We start from the raw sequence: 16,654 nt of genomic DNA, 5'->3' as shown, positions 1-16,654 counted from the left end.
CAGGGCTCCTTGGGTACTGCTTAATCCAACCGCGATCCGGTCGGCCAGGCGACTAGGCCGGGATAACGTTCTCCGCCTGCGGGCCCTTCGGACCCTGCGTGACGTCGAAGGTCACCTGCTGGTTCTCCTCCAGGGAGCGGAAGCCAGAGGCGTTGATCGCGGAGTAGTGGACGAAGACATCCGGGCCGCCGCCGTCCTGGGCGATGAAGCCGAAGCCCTTTTCAGCGTTGAACCACTTCACGGTTCCGGTAGCCATGAGCCCTCCTATGGGCCAAAGGGTCGCCCTGCTCCAGAACCTGCTAAGAAGTCTGAAAACTACAAAAGCCTGCGGGTCACATTCTCCGCAGGCCTCGTACTGCAAGGGAAACCAAACTGCAACTTGCGTCGAGCCTAGCACGCACCCTGCGGCGGAGACCAGAGGGAAAGATCACGTCACCCGGACGTTTGAGACCCGCGCGATCGCTGACGGGAAGCCGGGGGCTAGTCTCGCGATGTGGACGTCTACCGCAGCCGGCCCCGCGTCGGCCACATCCAGTTCCTGAACTGCCTGCCCCTCTACTGGGGACTGGCCCGAACCGGCACGCTGCTGGACCTGGAGCTGACCAAGGACACCCCCGAGAAACTCAGCGAGCGCCTCGTGCGGGGTGAGCTCGACATCGCGCCCATCACCCTCGTCGAGTACCTCCGCAACGCGGACGAGCTCGTCGCCTTCCCCGACCTGGCGGTCGGCTGCGACGGCCCCGTCATGTCCTGCGTGATCGTTTCGCAGGTCCCGTTGGAGCGGCTCGACGGCGCCCGGGTCGCCCTCGGATCGACCTCCAGGACCTCCGTACGACTCGCCCAACTGCTCCTCGCCGAGCAGTACGGCGTCCGGCCCGACTACTACTCCTGCCCCCCTGACCTGGGCGTGATGATGCAGGAGGCCGACGCGGCCGTGCTGATCGGGGACGCCGCGCTGCGCGCCTCGCTGCACGACGCGCCCCGGCTGGGGCTGGCCGTCCACGACCTCGGGCAGATGTGGAAGGACTGGACCGGACTGCCGTTCGTCTTCGCCGTCTGGGCCGCCCGCAAGGACTACCTGGCCCGCGAGCCGGAGGTCGTCGCCAAGGTCCACGAGGCCTTCCTCGCCTCCCGGGACGTCTCCCTGGCGGAGGTGGCCAAGGTCGCCAAGCAGGCCGCCCGCTGGGAGGCCTTCGACGCCGAGCTGCTGGAGCGCTACTTCACCACGCTCGACTTCCGTTTCGGCCCGGAACAACTGGCCGGCGTACGTGAATTCGCGCGCCGTACGGGCCCCACGACCGGGTACTCCTCGGATGTCGCCGTGGAGCTCCTGAAAGTGGCCGCTCCGGAACACTGAGCGGGTTATCCCCGCGGTCGTTCCGCTTCCGGAAAGTGAATGCGCGGTTTCCCGGGAATTCGTTCCCCATTCGCCCTCGTGTACCGCAAACGGGCCCGCGCAGCGGAATGCGTGCATTTGCCGGGGGTTCGGGAGCGGCCCCGCCGGCGGCCCACCGCGGGCGGGGCCGAAGCCCTATGGTGCTGTGGTGGTCGGGTGACCGCACACAGCGCGGGGGACGGGGAAGCGATGCAGCCGCTCGAAGCCGGTGAACCGCGGACGATCGGGGCGTACCGGCTGCTCGGCCGGCTCGGTGCGGGCGGCATGGGCCGCGTCTATCTGGGGCGCAGCGCGGGCGGCCGGACCGTGGCCGTGAAGATCGTGCACCCGCACTTCGCCTCGGACGAGGAGTTCCGGGCCCGGTTCCGCCGTGAGGTGGAGGCCGCGCGCCGGGTCGGCGGGGAGTGGACGGCGCCGGTGCTGGACGCCGACCCCGACGCGGTCGTGCCGTGGGTGGCGACGGGTTACGTGGCGGGCCCCTCCCTGGACCGGGCGGTCGCGGGGCACGGGCCGTTGCCCGGGTCGGCGGTGCGGGCCGTCGGCGCGGGGTTGGCGCGGGCCCTGGTCGCGGTGCACGCGTTGGGCCTTGTCCACCGGGACGTGAAGCCGTCGAACGTGATGCTGACCCTCGACGGTCCCCGGTTGATCGACTTCGGGATCGCCCGGGCCACGGACGGCACGGCCTCGCTGACCTCCACCGGGGTGTCCGTCGGCTCCCCGGGCTACATGTCGCCGGAGCAGATCCTCGGCAAGGGCATCACGGCGGCGGCGGACGTGTTCTCGCTGGGCGCGGTGCTGGCGTTCGCGGCGACCGGCCGGCCGCCCTTCAGCGGTGACAACTCGGCGACGCTCCTCTACAAGGTGGTGCACGAGCCGCCGGAGCTCGACGGGATCCCGGCCGGCGAGCTGCGCACGCTGATCGAGTCCTGCCTGGCCAAGGCGGCGTCCGAGCGGCCCGCGCCCGAGGAACTCGTGGTCGCCCTGGGTGGCGCGTCGGGCGCCCCGGGGTGGTTGCCGGCGCCGTTGGTGGAGGAGGCGAGCCGGGCGGCCGTCGCCCTGCTGGACCTGGACGCCGACCCGGCGGGCGCCGGCGGGGGCGGGCAGGAGGCCGCGTCGGGGCCGGTGCCGTGGACGTCGGCGGCCTCCGGGCCGGCCGTCGGCTTCGGAGCGCCGGACCCCTCGTACGGGGGCGGGCTCCCCGGCCCCGGAGGCACTGGCGGTTCTCCGTACTCCGCCCAGGCGGGCCCGTACGGGTCCTTCGGCGCGGGCGGCGCACCGCACGCCGCCCCGACGGGGACGGCCGGCGGCGCGGCGCCGCCGCCGCGGCCGGCTCCCGACGGGCGCCGGGTCACGGTGACCGCGGCCGGGCGGCGCTTCAGCTGCACCGTCGTCCTCGCGGCGGCGGCCGCCTTGGCGGCGGTGTCCGGCGGGCTGTACGGGATGGGGTTGTTCCCCGGCGGCGGCGAGGGCCGGGACGCCGCGAGCAGCGGTCCCCGCCCCTCGGAGTCCGCGCCGGCGGACACCGATCCGGGGGCGTCCCCGCCGGCGACGACGCCCTCGGCCGGTCCGTCCGGGGGCGGTTCGGCCGCGCCGAAGGGGACGCGGGGCGACGTCCCGAAGGAGCTGACCGGGACCTGGAAGGGGACGGTCACGACCGCCCGCATGGGCGTTCCGAGCGAGTTCGAGATCACCATCAAGGGCGGCAAGGTGGGCGAGGTCGTCGCCCGGGACAAGTCGGTCATCGAGCTCCTCGGCACCGACTGCAGCGGCGACTGGACGCTGAAGTCGGCGACCGACCGCTCGCTCGTCCTGGACACCTCGGGCGGCCCGAACCCGGCCCCCGGCATCTGCTCCAACGGCTCGGCCGACGAACGCTTCACCCTCAACGCGAACGGGACGCTGCACTACGCGTCGGGCGACCGGCCCGCCGGCAACCCGGAGGGCGACCTCACGCGCAGCCCCTGACCGGCCCGTGCCGTCGCCGGCCCCGGCCCCTGAATGCCGCGCACCGGCCCTGGCGTACGCTGGATCGGTCCGGACCCTTGACACACCGCCGAAAGGTGACGCACCGGTGACCGACCAGGCCGCTCTCCAGTCTGTCCTCGACCGTGCCGCCGCAGGGGGCCGGATCACCCGGGAAGAGGCCCTCGACCTCTACCGGCACGCCCCGCTGCACGCGCTCGGCCAGGCCGCCGACGCCGCACGCCGGCTGCGCTACGCCGGTACGGAGCACATCGCGACGTACATCATCGAGCGCAACATCAACTACACCAACGTGTGCGTCACGGCGTGCAAGTTCTGCGCCTTCTACGCGGCGCCGAAGGACAAGAAGAAGGGCTGGTCCCGGGACCTCGACGACATCCTGCGCCGTTGCGCGGAGACCGTGGAGCTCGGCGGCACCCAGATCATGTTCCAGGGCGGGCACCACCCGGACTACGGCGTCGAGTACTACGAGCACCACTTCGGGGCCATCAAGAAGGAATTCCCGCAGCTGGTCATCCACTCCCTCGGCGCGTCCGAGGTCGAGCACATGGCCCGGATCTCGGGCGTCTCGGCGCAGGAGGCCATCCAGCGGATCCACGCCGCCGGCCTGGACTCCTTCGCGGGAGCCGGCGCGGAACTGCTGCCCGCCCGCCCCCGCAAGGCGATCGCCCCGCTCAAGGAGTCCGGCGAGCGCTGGTTGGAGATCATGGAGATCGCCCACCGGCTGGGCGTGGAGTCCACCTCCACGATGCTGATGGGCACCGGCGAGACCAACGCCGAACGCATCGAGCACATCGCGATGATCCGGGACACGCAGGACCGCACCGGCGGCTTCCGCGCGTTCATCCCGTACACGTACCAGCCCGAGAACAACCACCTCAAGGGCCGTACCCAGGCGACCGTCTTCGAGTACCTGCGCATGATCGCCATCGCGCGGCTGTTCCTCGACAACGTCGCCCACATCCAGGGCTCCTGGCTCACCGTCGGCAAGGAGGCGGGGCAGCTCTCCCTGCACTACGGCGCCGACGACCTCGGTTCGATCATGCTGGAGGAGAACGTCGTCTCCTCGGCCGGTGCCAAGCACCGCTCGAACCGGCAGGAGATCATCGACCTGATCCGCAAGGCGGGCCGCACGCCGGCGCAGCGCGCGACGACGTACGAGCACCTCCTCGTGCACGACGACCCGGCGAACGACCCCGTCGACGACCGCGTCGCCTCGCACATCTCCTCCATCGCCATCGAGGGCGGCACCGCGCACCCCGAGCTGAAGCTCATCTCCTCGAACTGACGGCGGGGACCGACGCCCGATGCTGACGCTGCACACCGCCGAACTCCTCGTCGCCGGACCGGGATCGACGCCGCTGGAGGGCGGCGCCGTCCTCGTCGACGGCGAGCGGATCGTCCGAGCGGGCCCCTACGAGGAGCTCGTCGCGGACGCCCCGCACGCCCGGGTGCGCCGCTGGCCCGGCGTGCTGACGCCGGGACTGCTGGCGCGCGGCGCGGACGAGCTGCTGGAGCGGACGTACTACCCGGACGACCCGTACGAGATCACCGAGCTCGGCGCGGACCCGATCAGCGGGCGGGACGCCCTCGACGCCCTGAGGATGACCGAGGCCCGCTGGGGCAACAGCGCCCGGCGCGGCACGCAGAAGCTGCTCGCGCGCGGGGTGGTGGCGGTCGCCGGGCGGTTCACCGTCGGCTCGGTGCGCACCGCGGTGGTCCGCTCGGGCCTCGCCGTGGTGCCGCCGGTTCCCTACGAGGGGCGGCCGGCGCTGGACCCGTTCGCCGGGCGGGAGAGCGCCGAGGAGGCCTTCCACGGGGTGCTCGCGGTCGGCGCCCCGGCCCGGTTCGCGGTGTTCGCGGTGGCGTCCCCGGCGGAGTTGCGGGCACGTGGCGCGGGCTCCTGCGTGGCCACCGTCATCGGTGGCCGTCTGCTGCACCGGCGTCGCTGACCGGGACGCCGTCGCCGGTCGGAACGTCGCCGCCGGTCGGAACGTCGCCGGTCGGGACGTCGCCCGGCCGCCGGGGCTCCTGGAGCCGTCGACCCTCGCGCGCGAGGGCGGCCAGCAGGCAGGCCTGGAGGCGGCTGACGCCACCGAGCTTGGCCCGTATGTTGCCCACGTGGAACTTCACGGTGCTGACCGACAGCCGGAGTTCGGCGGCGAGTTCCGCGTTCGAGGCGCCCGTCGCCAGTAACAGGAACACCGCCGACTCCTGGTCCGTCAGCCGCACCCGGGGCGGCCCGGCCTCGTACGACGGGAACCAGGCGGGGACGCTGAAGCTGACGACGCGCACGGTTCCCGCTCCTCACCCCGGACACTCCTGTGTCAGGGGACGCGCGGACCGGCCAGGTAGGTTCCCGCGGCGTCGAACGGCCACGCGTTGGCCGTACAGCCGAGCAGCCCCTTGATCTGCTGCATCATCGCGGGCGCCGGCCGGCCGGCCCCCGGGCAGGTCTCGTGCTCCCGGCCGAGTTCGTGGCCCACCTCGTGGTTGACGATCAGGGCCCGGTACTCCTCCACCGTGCCGCTGAACTGCGGCGACCCCTCCTGCCAGCGCTTGAGGTTGACCACGACGGTGTGCCCGGCCCGGCAGTTCGTCTCGCCGACCAGCTCGGGCGTGACCACCTCGCACAGCCGGTCGGTGGTCGACGGGGTGGCGATCTTCACGGTGAAGTCCACCGGCTGACCGGGTCCGGCCAGCCGGAAACCGTACGCCGGGTCGCGGATCCAGCCGCGCGGATCTCCGAGGACCGTCTCGACGGCGCGGGCGGCGGCGTTCGCGTCGACGCCGCTGCCCTGTTCGACCTCCACCCGCCAGCTCCGTACGGCCCCCTTGCCCTGGGGCTGACCCGTGACGGTGGAGGCGGTGAACACCCCCGGACCCGACGCGGGCGCGGACGGGCTCACGGACGCCTTCGGGGAGGCGGGCGTCGAGTTCGAGGGGGAAGCGGAGTGGCCCTTGGACGGCTCCGCCGTCGCGCGACGGCTCTGTCGGGGCGCGGGGGAGGCGGCCGTGGGGGCGACGGCGCCGGCGTCCGCCGGGGCGCTCCGGGCGGGCCCGGCCCCCCGTCCGTCGGCGACGGTGGCGACCTCGGGGTTGCCGGGGGAGAAGGTGTACGCGGTCACCGTGAGCGCGATCAGCGCCGTCGTGCCGAGGATCGTACGGCGCAGCCGTCTGCGGCGTTCGGCCCGGCGCAGCGCGCGCGGACCACCTCGGGGACGACCGGTCGAGCGGCCTGCCGGCATGCGTGAGCCCTTTGCTAGGAGAGGACACCCAGTGTGCCCGTGCCCTGCCGGACCGTCGGTGCCGTGGGAGCCCGCGCCCAGTCAACCCACCCGCACGCCGCACCACAACTGTCCTCGGGGCCAGTCCCGGGCCGGGTCGGGGGCGCGGGCGGGGGCGCGGCGGGCGGCCTGAGAGGATGGCTGCGTATCTGTCGATCCGCACAGCGAGGGGCCAACGCCAGTGACAAGGGCTTCCCTGGACAAGCAGCCGCACGAAGTCGCCTCCATGTTCGACGGTGTGGCGGCGAACTACGACCTCACCAACGACGTCATCTCCCTCGGCCAGGCCCGGCTCTGGCGCAAGGAGGTCGCGAAGGCGGTCGCCGCCCGTCCCGGACAGAAGGTCCTCGACCTGGCCGCCGGCACCGCCACGTCCTCGCTGCCCTTCGCCGCGACCGGTGCCTACGTCGTCCCCTGCGACTTCTCCCTCGGCATGCTCCGTGAGGGCAAGAAGAAGCACGCCTGGCTGCCGCTGACCGCGGGCGACGCGACGAAGCTGCCGTTCAAGGACGACGTCTTCGACTCCGTGACGATCTCCTTCGGGCTGCGCAACGTCCAGGACACGGACGCCGCGCTGCGCGAGCTGTACCGGGTGACGAAGCCCGGCGGCCAGGTCGTGATCTGCGAGTTCTCGCAGCCGACGTGGGCGCCCTTCCGGACCGTCTACATGGAGTACCTGATGCGCGCGCTGCCGCCGGTGGCCCGCGTCGTGTCGTCGAACCCGGACGCCTACGTGTACCTCGCCGAGTCCGTCCGGGAGTGGCCGGACCAGCCGGCGCTGGCCGCGCTGCTGCAGAAGGCCGGCTGGGGCCAGGTCGCCTGGCGCAACCTGACGGGCGGCATCGTCGCGCTGCACCGCGGCACCAAGGCGTAGCAGACCGTGGTGGAGACCGGTTCCTACGACTGGGCGGCGCTGCTGGAGCAGGTCGCCGCGGACGTCGCCCCGCTCGTCGGCAGCGGCACGCCCGCCGAGTACATTCCGGCGCTCGCGACGGTGGAACCCCGCAGCTTCGGCATGGCGCTCGCCGACCTCGACGGCAACGTCTTCGGGGTCGGCGACTGGCGGACCCCGTTCTCCGCCCAGTCGATCACCAAGGTGTTCTCGCTGGCGCTGGCGCTGGCCGAGGGCGGCGACAGCCTGTGGGAGCGGGTCGGGCGGGAGCCGTCCGGCAACCCGTTCAACTCCCTCGTCCAGCTGGAGTACGAGAGCGGCATCCCGCGCAACCCGTTCATCAACGCGGGCGCGCTCGTCGTCACCGACCGGCTGCAGAGCCTGACCGGCGACGCGAGCAGCGAACTGCTGGAGTTCCTGCGCCAGGAGAGCGGCAACCCGGGCCTCGGCTTCGACGCGGAGGTGGCGGCGTCCGAGCAGGAACACGGCGACCGCAACGCGGCCGTCGCCCACTTCATGGCCTCGTACGGGAACATCGACAACCCGGTGCCGGCGCTGCTGGACCACTACTTCTGGCAGTGCTCCATCGAGATGAGCTGCGCCGACCTCGCCCTGGCCGGCCGCTTCCTGGCCCGGCACGGGCTGCGCGCGGACGGCTCGCGGCTGCTGACGCGCAGCGAGGCGAAGCAGATCAACGCGGTGATGCTGACCTGCGGGACGTACGACGCGGCGGGCGAGTTCGCCTACCGGGTCGGCCTGCCGGGCAAGAGCGGCGTCGGCGGCGGCATCGTCGCGGTCGTCCCGGGCCTGTGCACCCTCGCGGCCTGGAGCCCGGGCCTGGACGCCCAGGGCAACTCGGTGGCGGGCGTGGCCGCCCTGGACCGCTTCACGACCCTGACGGGCCTGTCCGTTTTCTGACGCGCCCCTCCGGCGTTTGAGACGCGAGGTTCGGGCTTCGCCCCCACCCAGCCCCGCCGGCGTTCGAGGCGCGGGGTACGGGCTTCGACCTCACCCAGCCCCGCCGGCGTTTGAGGCGCGGGGTACGGGGCGGAGCCCCGGAAGGGGTTCGGGGGCGGAGCCCCCGGGCCCTCGGGTCCGGGCGGAGCCCGGGAAACGGAGAAAGGGCGGGTCGGGGAACGGCCCCGCGCAGCGGCACACCCGGACACCACCCGCCCCGGAACCCCTCACCGTCGGGACGGAAACGTCAACGCCCTCACCCGGCGTCGAAGACCAACTCGTAGCGCCGCCCGTACCGCGTACCGCTCGGCAACAGGAACCGCTCCGCAAGCGTCATCCCCAGCCGCTCCGCGACCGCGATCGACCGCGCGTTCGCGTCGTCGATCATGGCCACCACCCGCGGCACCCCCGCCTCCCGCACCCGCTCCAACGCGGCCAGCGCGGCCGCGTACGCGTACCCCCGCCCCCACGCGGAGCGCCCGAGCCGCCAACCGATCTCGATCTCGCCGACCGGACCCCACGCCTTGTCCGCCGGCCACGGCTGCGCCCCGGTGAAGCCGATGACCTCGCCGTCCGCGTCCAGCAACGTCCACAGGCAGTGACCGAGTTGCGCGTCGTGCATTCGCTGCCGCGCGGTGATTTCGACGTACGAGGACAGCTCGGCGGGCCCGCCGAGGAACTCCATCACGTCCGGGTCGTCGAAGACCCCGTGCCAGGCGTGGGCGTCCTCGTGGGTGGGTACGCGCAGGCGTACGTCGGGCAGGGGCCGGGTCGGCGAGGTGGTCATAGGGGGCAGCCCTTCGGATCGTGATCTCTCTCGCTGCTTAGACTGCACTTGTCCGGTGCCGCCTGGCACCCTATATCGAGCCTTCGGGAGACCCCGCAGTGACCGAGCCCCTCTCCGAACACTCCGCGGATGTGATCGTCGTCGGCGCCGGTCCGGCCGGCTCCACCACCGCCTACTACCTCGCCAAGGCGGGACTGGACGTCCTGCTGCTGGAGAAGACGGCGTTCCCGCGCGAGAAGGTCTGCGGCGACGGTCTGACCCCGCGGGCCACCAAGCAGCTGGTGTCGATGGGCATCGACATCTCGGAAGAGGCGGGCTGGCTCCGCAACAAGGGCCTGCGGATCATCGGCGGCGGGCAGCGCCTCCAGCTGGACTGGCCGGAACTCGCCTCCTACCCGGACTACGGACTCGTCCGCAAGCGCGACGACTTCGACGAGACCCTGGCCCGCCAGGCGCAGAAGGCCGGCGCCCGCCTGTACGAGCGCTGCAACGTCGGCGAGCCCGTCCGCGACCCGCGCACCGGGCACATCACGGGCGTGCAGGCGAAGCTGGGCGAGGAGAAGACCCCGGTCACCTTCCACGCGCCGCTGGTCGTCGCCGCCGACGGCAACTCCTCGCGGCTCTCCCTCGCGATGGGTCTGCACCGGCGCGAGGACCGCCCGATGGGCGTGGCGGTCCGTACGTACTTCACCTCTCCCCGGCACGACGACGACTACCTGGAGTCCTGGCTGGAGCTGTGGGACCGGCGCGGTCCGCAGGACCGGCTGCTGCCCGGCTACGGCTGGATCTTCGGCATGGGCGACGGTACGTCCAACGTCGGCCTCGGCATCCTGAACTCCTCCTCCGCGTTCAAGGAGCTGGACTGGCGCGAGGTCCTCAAGGCGTGGTGCGCGTCCATGCCGGAGGACTGGGGCTACACCCCGGAGAACATGACGCAGCCGATCCGCGGCGCGGCCCTGCCCATGGCGTTCAACCGGCAGCCGCACTACACCAAGGGCCTGCTGCTGGTCGGTGACGCGGGCGGCCTCGTCAACCCGTTCAACGGCGAGGGCATCGCCTACGCGATGGAGTCCGGGCAGATCGCGGCCGACGTCATCGTCCAGGCCCACTCCCGTGCCACGCCGTCGCTGCGCGAACTGACGCTGCACAGCTACCCGAAGGTGCTGAAGGAGACGTACGGCGGCTACTACACGCTGGGCCGCGCCTTCGTGAAGCTGATCGGCAACCCGAAGGTGATGAAACTGGCCACGCAGCGCGGCCTGACCCACCCCGTACTGATGAAGTTCACGCTGAAGATGCTGGCCAACCTGACCGACCCGACGGGCGGCGACGCGATGGACCGCATCATCAACGGTCTGAGCAAGGTCGCCCCGAAGGCCTGACCCCCGCGTACCGCCCCGCGGTGGTCCTGCGGCCCGAGACCTCGGGCCGCAGGACCACCGGGACGGTCACCCGAGGGTGGTGTGCCCGGTCGGTGAAGCGTTCCTACGGGCAGGCCTTGCCCGTGCGCCGGACACAGGGGGGATCGCGGTCCGCGGAACGCGCGGGGGTGATTGGGATGTGTCGGACGGGTCTCAGCCGCCACTCGGCGCAGGTTCCGTCCCGCAGGGTGATCGTGAAGCCGGTTGCCTCGCCGCGGTACAGGGCGGCGACGGCTTGCAGCCGGCCGCCGGCGTCGACGTGTTTGAGTGCGCGGATTCTTTCGTCGCGCGTCATGGTGAGGACGTCCGAGTCGCGGATGTCGACACGGATCGCCCGGACTGCGGCCAGGGGGTTCGCGACGACCTGTACGGGGGCGCGAACCTCGACCGGCCCGCCGTCGGGGTCGTAGCGGACGCGCTCGATCGCGATGCCGGGCTGGACGGTGGGGTTGTGGCCGACGTGCTGGTGCGCACTGCTGGGCTCGTGCGTAGGTGCCGGGAGTTGGACGAGCACGGGTGCCCCTTCCTGCCGCTCCGTGGGCGGCCGCTCCCTCGCGATGCCGTGACGAGCGGCAGGGCGCGAGAGCGGCCGACTCCCCACAAAAGGCGTAGGACTGAGGGGAGTTCGCGCAGCGTGGGCCAGAGCGTCTCAAGTCGCCCGGCATCCCCGCCTCGCTCGTTGAAGCTAACGTGTGCGTCGACAGCGCATCAACTGTTTGACGCCTAACGAGTGATTCGGCATATGCCAATACGTGAGGTGCTGAGGGAAAGTGAAGCGACCCCCGCTGATGCGAGGGCCGCTGCGGATCGGTCTGATCAGGCGCCGGTGCCGTACTTGTCGAACTGCCCGGCGCGAGCACCGTCGAGGAACGCTTGCAGTTTCGCGCGAGTCGTTCGGATGATCGCCGCGGGGTCGTCACTCTCCCGCAGCAGAATCTCGTCGTCGCCCTCTCCTTCGGCGACCTCCAGGCAGTTGCTGCCTTCCGCGTCCGTGCTGTAAAGAGACTTCTCCCACTGAATGTCCACAGTCCTACGCCTTCATACTTGTTGTGCTCTTTTATGAATAAAGTCCCTTGACCGGTCGGGATCGAGAGAGCGCTGCTCGGTCCGGTCAAGGATCGCTCGGTAGTTGTCGAGGCGCGTCTCGGCGTCGAGGAACGCAGGTCCGTGTGCGGTATCGGTCTGCACCGTGTCGAGCTGGGGGACGGGCCCCGACGCGTACAGGGTCGACGACCCCGCATTGGGGAAACCGCCTGCCTCGAACGGAATGACTCGCACCCTCACGTTGTCCCGCTGTGACTCCTCCAGCAACCGATCGAGCTGCGCCCTGGCCACTTTCGCGCCGCCGAACTCCAGCCGCAGTGCGGCCTCGTGAATCAGGAACGTGCACATCGGCGCGTTGGGGCTGTCGAGAACGTCTCGACGCTTCAAGCGGTACGAGAGCTGCCGGCGGAGGTTGGTGGGGCTGAGTGTGGGCACTGCCTGCTCGAACACGGCGCGGGCGTACTCCTCGGTCTGGAGCAAGCCGGGCATGTGCATGATCTGTACGGCGCGCAGTGCGCTCGAACGGGCCTCCAGTTCGGCCAGATCCAGGGCGCCGGGCGACAGGACGCCCGCGTAGTCGTCCCACCAACCCTGACCGCGCTCCTCGGCCATGTCCGCGAGGGCGTCGATGTACGCGGTGTCGGAACAGCCGTAGTGGCCGGCCCACGTCCGTACCCGCTCGCCGCTGACGCCGGATCGGCCGGACTCGATGTTGGAGATCGCCGTTCGGTCGGAACCCACGAGCTGTACCGCGTGCGCGGGCGTCAGTCCGGCGTGTTCCCGCATCTTGCGCAGCTCTGCACCGAGCCGCTGCTGCCGCGCGGTTGGGGCTTTGCGGTTGGGCATCAGCATCCTTCTCCCGTGTTGGGTTCCAGTGTCGCCCGTCGGTTTCGACTGGTCCACGTCGTAGCAATTGTGAGTAGAAACCGCATCAAGTGTGATGCCGGCACGCTACGGTTCTCCACAGCGTCGCGTCTGCGGCAGCTGAGTGCGAAGTGCAGCCGCTGGCTCCTGCTTTGACGTGCAGTCAATCGGCGAGCGGCCATCGCCACGCGCTCCGGTCGACGCTGTGTTCAATCGCGTTGGGAGACAGGGAGTGATCATGAGTGACGTCCAGGCGCGTTCGAGCGCCTTATCTCCGGACCGGGCGGCCTTGCCGTCCCGGCGGTACCGGTTCAGTGGGCCCAACGAGGCGCGGACGGTGGGGCTCGCCCGGGAGTGGGTGGCCTGCCTGCTGGAGACGCTCGGGCGGCGCCGGCTGGCCGAGGCGGCGCGGCTCTGTACCTCGGAGGCCGTGACGAACGCGCACCTTCACACGCGTTCCGCCGTGCTCGCGGTCGAGGTCGTGGTGACCGACGGGCGGGTTTTCGTGTTCGTGCGGGACGACGCCGTCGACACGAGGCTCCCGCTGCCCGGCGAGCTGCGCCCGGCCCCGGCCGGCCGGGAGAGCGGGCGGGGGCTCCACTTGATCGCGGCGTTCGCCGAGCGGTGGGACGTGATGCCGGGGCACGGGCGCGACAAGGTCGTCTGGTTCAGCCTCGCCGAGGGGTCGGTCGAAGGGTCGGCTGAGGGGGCCGTCGAGGCGTCCGGCGAAGGGTCGGCCGGAGGGTCGGCCGAAGAGTTGGCCGAAGCGTCCGTCGAAAGGTCGGCCGAAGCGTTCGTCGGAGGACCGGCCGAAGGGCCGGAGGGGGTGGGATGAACCTCGACGCCGCCGATCGTGCCTTCTGGGGCATGAACGCCCTGTCGCTGGGGCTCGCCGTGCTCGCGCTGATCGCGATCCGGATGTCGATGCCCTCCCGGCCGCGCGCCAGGACGTCCCCGTCGGCCTACACCTGCCACTGCTCCGGCGTGGCCGTACGCGTGGCCTTCCGGGCCGAGCCGGAACCGGCCGAGTACCGCCGTTGGCAGGCGTGGCTCGAACAGCCGCCCCGGGGCACCGGGATGACGACGGGGGAGGGGTGCCACCTGCCGGAACCCGACTGAGGAGGGGGCCGACCGGAGCCGGCGCACCGTCGGGCTCGGGGCCTCAGGCTTCCGTGCCGGGGTTCGTCGGTGGGGGCGGGGTGCCGTGCACCGCGCGTATGCCGTGGGCCAGGAGCAGGAGCCCGGTCAGGAGGAGGGCCGCCGAGGCGGTCCATTCGAGGCCCAGGGCGAACGGGTGGCCCGGCTTGTTCCAGGGACGGGCGGTGGTCAGCAGCCAACCGCCCGCCGCCAGGAGGGCGAGTCCGGTGGCGGCCGGTGCGGCGCCGGGGTCGTCGGCGCCGTGGGTCTCGTACGGCTCGGTGTGCACGGCACCACCACCTCCTGGGGGTCGGACCGGCCCGCGCGGGCCGGGGCGTACCGCCTTCCATCTTCGCAGGGTCCCGGCGGTCGCCGGCCGCCGGTTCGAGGAACCCCCGGAGGTCACCGGGTCGTTTTGTTCGCCTCGCGGCACTTACGGGTTGCTTCGAGGTACTTCTTGCGGGCTTCGTCGGTCTGCTCCGCGGGCGCGGACCGCTCGTCGGTGGCGCCGGTCACCGGGTCCGGGTCCGGGTACCAGGAGATGCCCTCCGCGCGGACGCACTGGGACTCCTCGCGGGCCGCGGCCAGGACTTCCGGGGCGGCGGGCGGGGCGGAGACCGGTGCAGGAAGCTTCGACCGGCAGGCCGCCTCGGCGGCGGGGAGTGTTTCGTGCGGCTTGTCCTTGTCGACGCGGGGCGTTCCGTTGTCGAGCAGTACGACCGGAACGCCGTTGTCCTTCAGGCAGTCGTAGTAGGCGACCTCGGCCGCACTCGGCGGCGGACTGGCGCTCGCCGAGGGGTCCTTTTCCCCGGAACAGGCGCTGAGTGCGAGAGAAAGGGCGAGGACCACGACGGGCAGGTGTTTGCGCATGGCTGGAGACGCTTCCCTCGGGAGGAATGTACGGCGGGCGTACGGGTGGGTGGAGGCGGTCGCGCAACCCCATGATGAACATGCGTGCGACCACCGGATTCGACCCTAGGCAGCGGCTCATCGGCCCAACAAGTAGCTTCTCGTACAACAATGTTGAGGGTGCGTCAGTGAAAACGTGAGTGAAGTCCGCGGTGAAGGCGTCGGTAAAGCCGTTCGGCGGAACGGCCGGTGAAAGCGTCCGTGGGAATTCGGCGACAGTGGCGTGAAAGCGGCGGTATTCGCCCGGCGCCGGGAACGGGAATTCCACGGCCGCGGGCATCTCCGCCGCCGCCCCCCGGAATGGGCCCCACATTTCTCCCGGGCATGACGAAGGGCCGGTACTCCACCCCCGAGCGGGGGAGTACCGGCCCTTCGTGACGAGCGGTCCGGTCAGAGGATGCGGACGGCGCCCGTGGGCATGTCGTAGTTCATGGGGCGCTCGACGATCCCGGTGTTGGGGTTCTGCGCACCGATGAACTTGCCGCCACCGGAGTACACGGCGACGTGGTACGCGCTGCCCTTGGAGCCCCAGTAGACGATGTCGCCCGGCTGCAGGGCGCTCAGGGACACCGAGCGGCCGGCGGTGGACTGCGCCTGGGAGGTGCGCGGCAGGGAGATGCCGGCCTGCTTGTAGGCGGCCTGGACGAGGCCGGAGCAGTCGAACGAGGACGGGCCGGTGCCGCCCATGACGTACGCCTTGCCGAGCTGCGCGCGGGCGAAGTTGAGGATGGCGGACGCGGAGCCCTTGACGGGCGCCGTGACGGTGCCCGTGCCCTGGCCCGAGCCGCTGCCCGAACCCTTGGTCGAGCCGGTGCTCTTGGAGGGGGTGGTGGTGCCCTCGTCGGCGGAGGTGTTGGAGCCCGAGGCCGTCTGGAGGGAGTTGCGCTCGGAGTCGCGGGTGGCGCGCTCGGCGTCGGCCTTGCGGTCCGCCTCCTCCTTCGCCTTCTTCTCGGCGGCCTGCTGGGCGGTCTCCTTGGCCTGCTTCGCCTCGGCGGCGGCGCCCGTACGGGCGGTCTCCTCCTGGGCGTTCAGCTCGCCTTCCACGGCGGCTTCGACGGCCGCGACGCGGGTGGTCTCGGCGGCCGTGGTGACCGCGGAGGACACCTCGGCGCCGAGGTTCAGGTCGAGGACGGGCATTTCCATCGTCGTCTCGGCCACGGGGTCCGCGGACGGGGTCGCGCTCGCGGTCCCGGCCATGGCCAGAGTGCTGAGAACGCCACCGGCAACTCCGGCGCGGACCGCGAGCTTCGAGGCGCTGCGGCGCGGCTTCCGGTGGCTGGGTATGTGAGCGGTGTGGGACATGAGAACAACCGCTATCAGGGGGTGGGCACTCGCTTCAAGAAACGTGGTCTGCGCCACAGTTGCGCGCGGAGGCCGTTAACCGGGCGCGTCGCGGGCCTTATTGACGCCGTAACGGGCGTATCGGACACCCCTTCACAAGCCTGTGATCATGGGGTTTCAGTGATTGGTCCGAATTTATCCCGGGCCTACCATCGACGTGCACAGATGGCCAAGCCCTCTTTCGGCGGCCCGGATTCCGTGTGACACAGGTCACAGTAACCTCAGGCTTCACGGGCGCTGTGGCCGGACCGTGATCCGACTGTGAGCGTGCTGTGCGGTTAGTGAACGGATGCACAGCATCCGCTCCCCTTTCATCCCGCCGTCGACTTCCGGCCACCGACCCTCTCCGCTACCCACGCGCGTCCCCCTCATCCCCCTCGTTCGGGTTCGCGCTCCCCCGTCGTCCACTCCCGTCCCCCCGGCTTCCCCCGGTCGAGCGACGCCGGTTCCTTTACCACCCTCCCCGCGCCCCCGCCAATTTGCTTGCAGGGGCCACCATTTGATAGAGCAACCCCCGCCCCACCTGCGGTGACGGGCTCCAATGTCACCTTTGGTGATCATGTGGATGCCTTGCGTACGAAGATCACCACTCAGCGGGCTTCATGATCGTTCGTCAGGTGGTGGAGATCACAAACT

General features: G+C 71.3%; 19 protein-coding genes. 9 read left to right on the top strand and 10 right to left on the bottom strand.

Going from position 1 to position 16,654, the window contains the following annotated elements:
* Positions 1-52 precede the first annotated feature (52 nt).
* Positions 53-256 carry a cold-shock protein gene (locus ACFY0I_RS16370; protein ID WP_015610594.1) on the bottom strand — a complete coding sequence of 68 codons (204 nt, stop codon included), beginning with the start codon at positions 254-256 and terminating at the stop codon, positions 53-55.
* A gap of 237 nt (positions 257-493) precedes the next feature.
* Between ACFY0I_RS16370 and ACFY0I_RS16365 the strand changes: the two genes are divergently transcribed.
* From ACFY0I_RS16365 to ACFY0I_RS16350, 4 genes are all read left to right on the top strand, one after another.
* Positions 494-1,357, top strand: a complete 864-nt coding sequence (locus ACFY0I_RS16365; RefSeq protein WP_388895512.1) for a menaquinone biosynthetic enzyme MqnA/MqnD family protein — start codon at positions 494-496, stop codon at positions 1,355-1,357.
* Positions 1,358-1,585: 228 nt separating this feature from the next.
* Complete coding sequence (locus ACFY0I_RS16360; protein WP_388896217.1) at positions 1,586-3,361, top strand: serine/threonine-protein kinase; 1,776 nt, start codon at positions 1,586-1,588, stop codon at positions 3,359-3,361.
* A 106-nt stretch (positions 3,362-3,467) separates the two neighbouring features.
* Positions 3,468-4,667, top strand: coding sequence for a cyclic dehypoxanthinyl futalosine synthase (mqnC, locus tag ACFY0I_RS16355; RefSeq protein WP_388895509.1), 1,200 nt, complete (start codon positions 3,468-3,470; stop codon positions 4,665-4,667).
* A gap of 19 nt (positions 4,668-4,686) precedes the next feature.
* Entirely contained in the window at positions 4,687-5,331 is a 645-nt protein-coding gene (locus ACFY0I_RS16350) for a hypothetical protein (protein WP_388895505.1), read from the top strand.
* On the opposite strand, the gene ACFY0I_RS16345 is transcribed toward ACFY0I_RS16350, so the two are convergent.
* Together ACFY0I_RS16345 and ACFY0I_RS16340 are read right to left on the bottom strand one after the other, a co-directional pair.
* The gene (locus tag ACFY0I_RS16345) at positions 5,297-5,674 is read right to left on the bottom strand and encodes a response regulator transcription factor (protein ID WP_388895502.1); all 378 of its coding nucleotides are present in this window, start codon (positions 5,672-5,674) and stop codon (positions 5,297-5,299) included. The genes ACFY0I_RS16350 and ACFY0I_RS16345 overlap by 35 nt on opposite strands.
* 32 nt (positions 5,675-5,706) lie before the next feature.
* On the bottom strand, positions 5,707-6,627 hold the full coding sequence (locus tag ACFY0I_RS16340; RefSeq protein WP_388895499.1) for a DUF3152 domain-containing protein: 921 nt from the start codon (positions 6,625-6,627) through the stop codon (positions 5,707-5,709).
* Between the two features lie 220 nt (positions 6,628-6,847).
* On the opposite strand from ACFY0I_RS16340, the gene ACFY0I_RS16335 reads away from it, so the two are divergent.
* Both ACFY0I_RS16335 and ACFY0I_RS16330 read left to right on the top strand, forming a co-directional pair.
* A complete protein-coding gene (locus ACFY0I_RS16335; protein ID WP_388895496.1) occupies positions 6,848-7,540 on the top strand; it encodes a demethylmenaquinone methyltransferase in 693 nt (230 codons plus the stop codon).
* A 39-nt stretch (positions 7,541-7,579) separates the two neighbouring features.
* The gene (locus ACFY0I_RS16330; protein ID WP_388896214.1) at positions 7,580-8,476 is read left to right on the top strand and encodes a glutaminase; all 897 of its coding nucleotides are present in this window, start codon (positions 7,580-7,582) and stop codon (positions 8,474-8,476) included.
* Positions 8,477-8,771: 295 nt separating this feature from the next.
* Here the strand turns inward: ACFY0I_RS16330 and ACFY0I_RS16325 are convergent, their stop codons facing one another.
* Positions 8,772-9,302 carry a GNAT family N-acetyltransferase gene (locus ACFY0I_RS16325; RefSeq protein WP_388895493.1) on the bottom strand — a complete coding sequence of 177 codons (531 nt, stop codon included), beginning with the start codon at positions 9,300-9,302 and terminating at the stop codon, positions 8,772-8,774.
* A gap of 98 nt (positions 9,303-9,400) precedes the next feature.
* On the opposite strand from ACFY0I_RS16325, the gene ACFY0I_RS16320 reads away from it, so the two are divergent.
* Positions 9,401-10,684, top strand: a complete 1,284-nt coding sequence (locus ACFY0I_RS16320; protein ID WP_362881947.1) for a geranylgeranyl reductase family protein — start codon at positions 9,401-9,403, stop codon at positions 10,682-10,684.
* Positions 10,685-10,787: 103 nt separating this feature from the next.
* Here ACFY0I_RS16320 and ACFY0I_RS16315 read toward each other — a convergent pair whose 3' ends face one another.
* The 3 genes from ACFY0I_RS16315 to ACFY0I_RS16305 form a co-directional block, all read right to left on the bottom strand.
* A complete protein-coding gene (locus ACFY0I_RS16315) occupies positions 10,788-11,237 on the bottom strand; it encodes a hypothetical protein (protein WP_388895490.1) in 450 nt (149 codons plus the stop codon).
* Between the two features lie 302 nt (positions 11,238-11,539).
* Positions 11,540-11,749, bottom strand: a complete 210-nt coding sequence (locus tag ACFY0I_RS16310; RefSeq protein WP_362881944.1) for a DUF397 domain-containing protein — start codon at positions 11,747-11,749, stop codon at positions 11,540-11,542.
* 12 nt (positions 11,750-11,761) lie between these two features.
* On the bottom strand, positions 11,762-12,613 hold the full coding sequence (locus tag ACFY0I_RS16305) for a helix-turn-helix domain-containing protein (protein WP_388895487.1): 852 nt from the start codon (positions 12,611-12,613) through the stop codon (positions 11,762-11,764).
* 256 nt (positions 12,614-12,869) lie between these two features.
* Between ACFY0I_RS16305 and ACFY0I_RS16300 the strand changes: the two genes are divergently transcribed.
* Both ACFY0I_RS16300 and ACFY0I_RS16295 read left to right on the top strand, forming a co-directional pair.
* The gene (locus ACFY0I_RS16300) at positions 12,870-13,466 is read left to right on the top strand and encodes an ATP-binding protein (RefSeq protein ID WP_388895484.1); all 597 of its coding nucleotides are present in this window, start codon (positions 12,870-12,872) and stop codon (positions 13,464-13,466) included.
* Positions 13,463-13,750: a hypothetical protein gene (locus ACFY0I_RS16295; protein ID WP_388895482.1), complete on the top strand. Its 288-nt coding sequence runs from the start codon at positions 13,463-13,465 to the stop codon at positions 13,748-13,750. The genes ACFY0I_RS16300 and ACFY0I_RS16295 overlap by 4 nt, the downstream gene beginning before the upstream one ends.
* 43 nt (positions 13,751-13,793) lie before the next feature.
* Here the strand turns inward: ACFY0I_RS16295 and ACFY0I_RS16290 are convergent, their stop codons facing one another.
* From ACFY0I_RS16290 to ACFY0I_RS16280, 3 genes are all read right to left on the bottom strand, one after another.
* Positions 13,794-14,057 (bottom strand): hypothetical protein, encoded by a 264-nt coding sequence (locus ACFY0I_RS16290; RefSeq protein ID WP_388895479.1) that lies wholly within the window; start codon positions 14,055-14,057, stop codon positions 13,794-13,796.
* 113 nt (positions 14,058-14,170) lie between these two features.
* Positions 14,171-14,638 (bottom strand): hypothetical protein, encoded by a 468-nt coding sequence (locus ACFY0I_RS16285; RefSeq protein ID WP_388895476.1) that lies wholly within the window; start codon positions 14,636-14,638, stop codon positions 14,171-14,173.
* Positions 14,639-15,067: 429 nt separating this feature from the next.
* On the bottom strand, positions 15,068-15,979 hold the full coding sequence (locus ACFY0I_RS16280) for a C40 family peptidase (protein WP_388895473.1): 912 nt from the start codon (positions 15,977-15,979) through the stop codon (positions 15,068-15,070).
* Positions 15,980-16,654: the final 675 nt, after the last annotated feature.

The organism is Streptomyces sp. NPDC001568 (genome assembly GCF_042893755.1).
GTDB lineage: Bacteria > Actinomycetota > Actinomycetes > Streptomycetales > Streptomycetaceae > Streptomyces.
This window is presented reverse-complemented; position numbering and strand designations above follow the sequence as displayed.

What these genes read in the sequence shown, in the direction of transcription:
- ACFY0I_RS16370 (WP_015610594.1), bottom strand. Translation starts at nt 256, where the DNA reads ATGGCTACCGGAACCGTGAAGTGGTTCAACGCTGAAAAGGGCTTCGGC.
- ACFY0I_RS16360 (WP_388896217.1), top strand. Translation starts at nt 1,586, where the DNA reads ATGCAGCCGCTCGAAGCCGGTGAACCGCGGACGATCGGGGCGTACCGG.
- ACFY0I_RS16350 (WP_388895505.1), top strand. Translation starts at nt 4,687, where the DNA reads ATGCTGACGCTGCACACCGCCGAACTCCTCGTCGCCGGACCGGGATCG.
- ACFY0I_RS16340 (WP_388895499.1), bottom strand. Translation starts at nt 6,627, where the DNA reads ATGCCGGCAGGCCGCTCGACCGGTCGTCCCCGAGGTGGTCCGCGCGCG.
- ACFY0I_RS16325 (WP_388895493.1), bottom strand. Translation starts at nt 9,302, where the DNA reads ATGACCACCTCGCCGACCCGGCCCCTGCCCGACGTACGCCTGCGCGTA.
- ACFY0I_RS16305 (WP_388895487.1), bottom strand. Translation starts at nt 12,613, where the DNA reads ATGCCCAACCGCAAAGCCCCAACCGCGCGGCAGCAGCGGCTCGGTGCA.
- ACFY0I_RS16300 (WP_388895484.1), top strand. Translation starts at nt 12,870, where the DNA reads ATGAGTGACGTCCAGGCGCGTTCGAGCGCCTTATCTCCGGACCGGGCG.
- ACFY0I_RS16295 (WP_388895482.1), top strand. Translation starts at nt 13,463, where the DNA reads ATGAACCTCGACGCCGCCGATCGTGCCTTCTGGGGCATGAACGCCCTG.
- ACFY0I_RS16285 (WP_388895476.1), bottom strand. Translation starts at nt 14,638, where the DNA reads ATGCGCAAACACCTGCCCGTCGTGGTCCTCGCCCTTTCTCTCGCACTC.
- ACFY0I_RS16280 (WP_388895473.1), bottom strand. Translation starts at nt 15,979, where the DNA reads ATGTCCCACACCGCTCACATACCCAGCCACCGGAAGCCGCGCCGCAGC.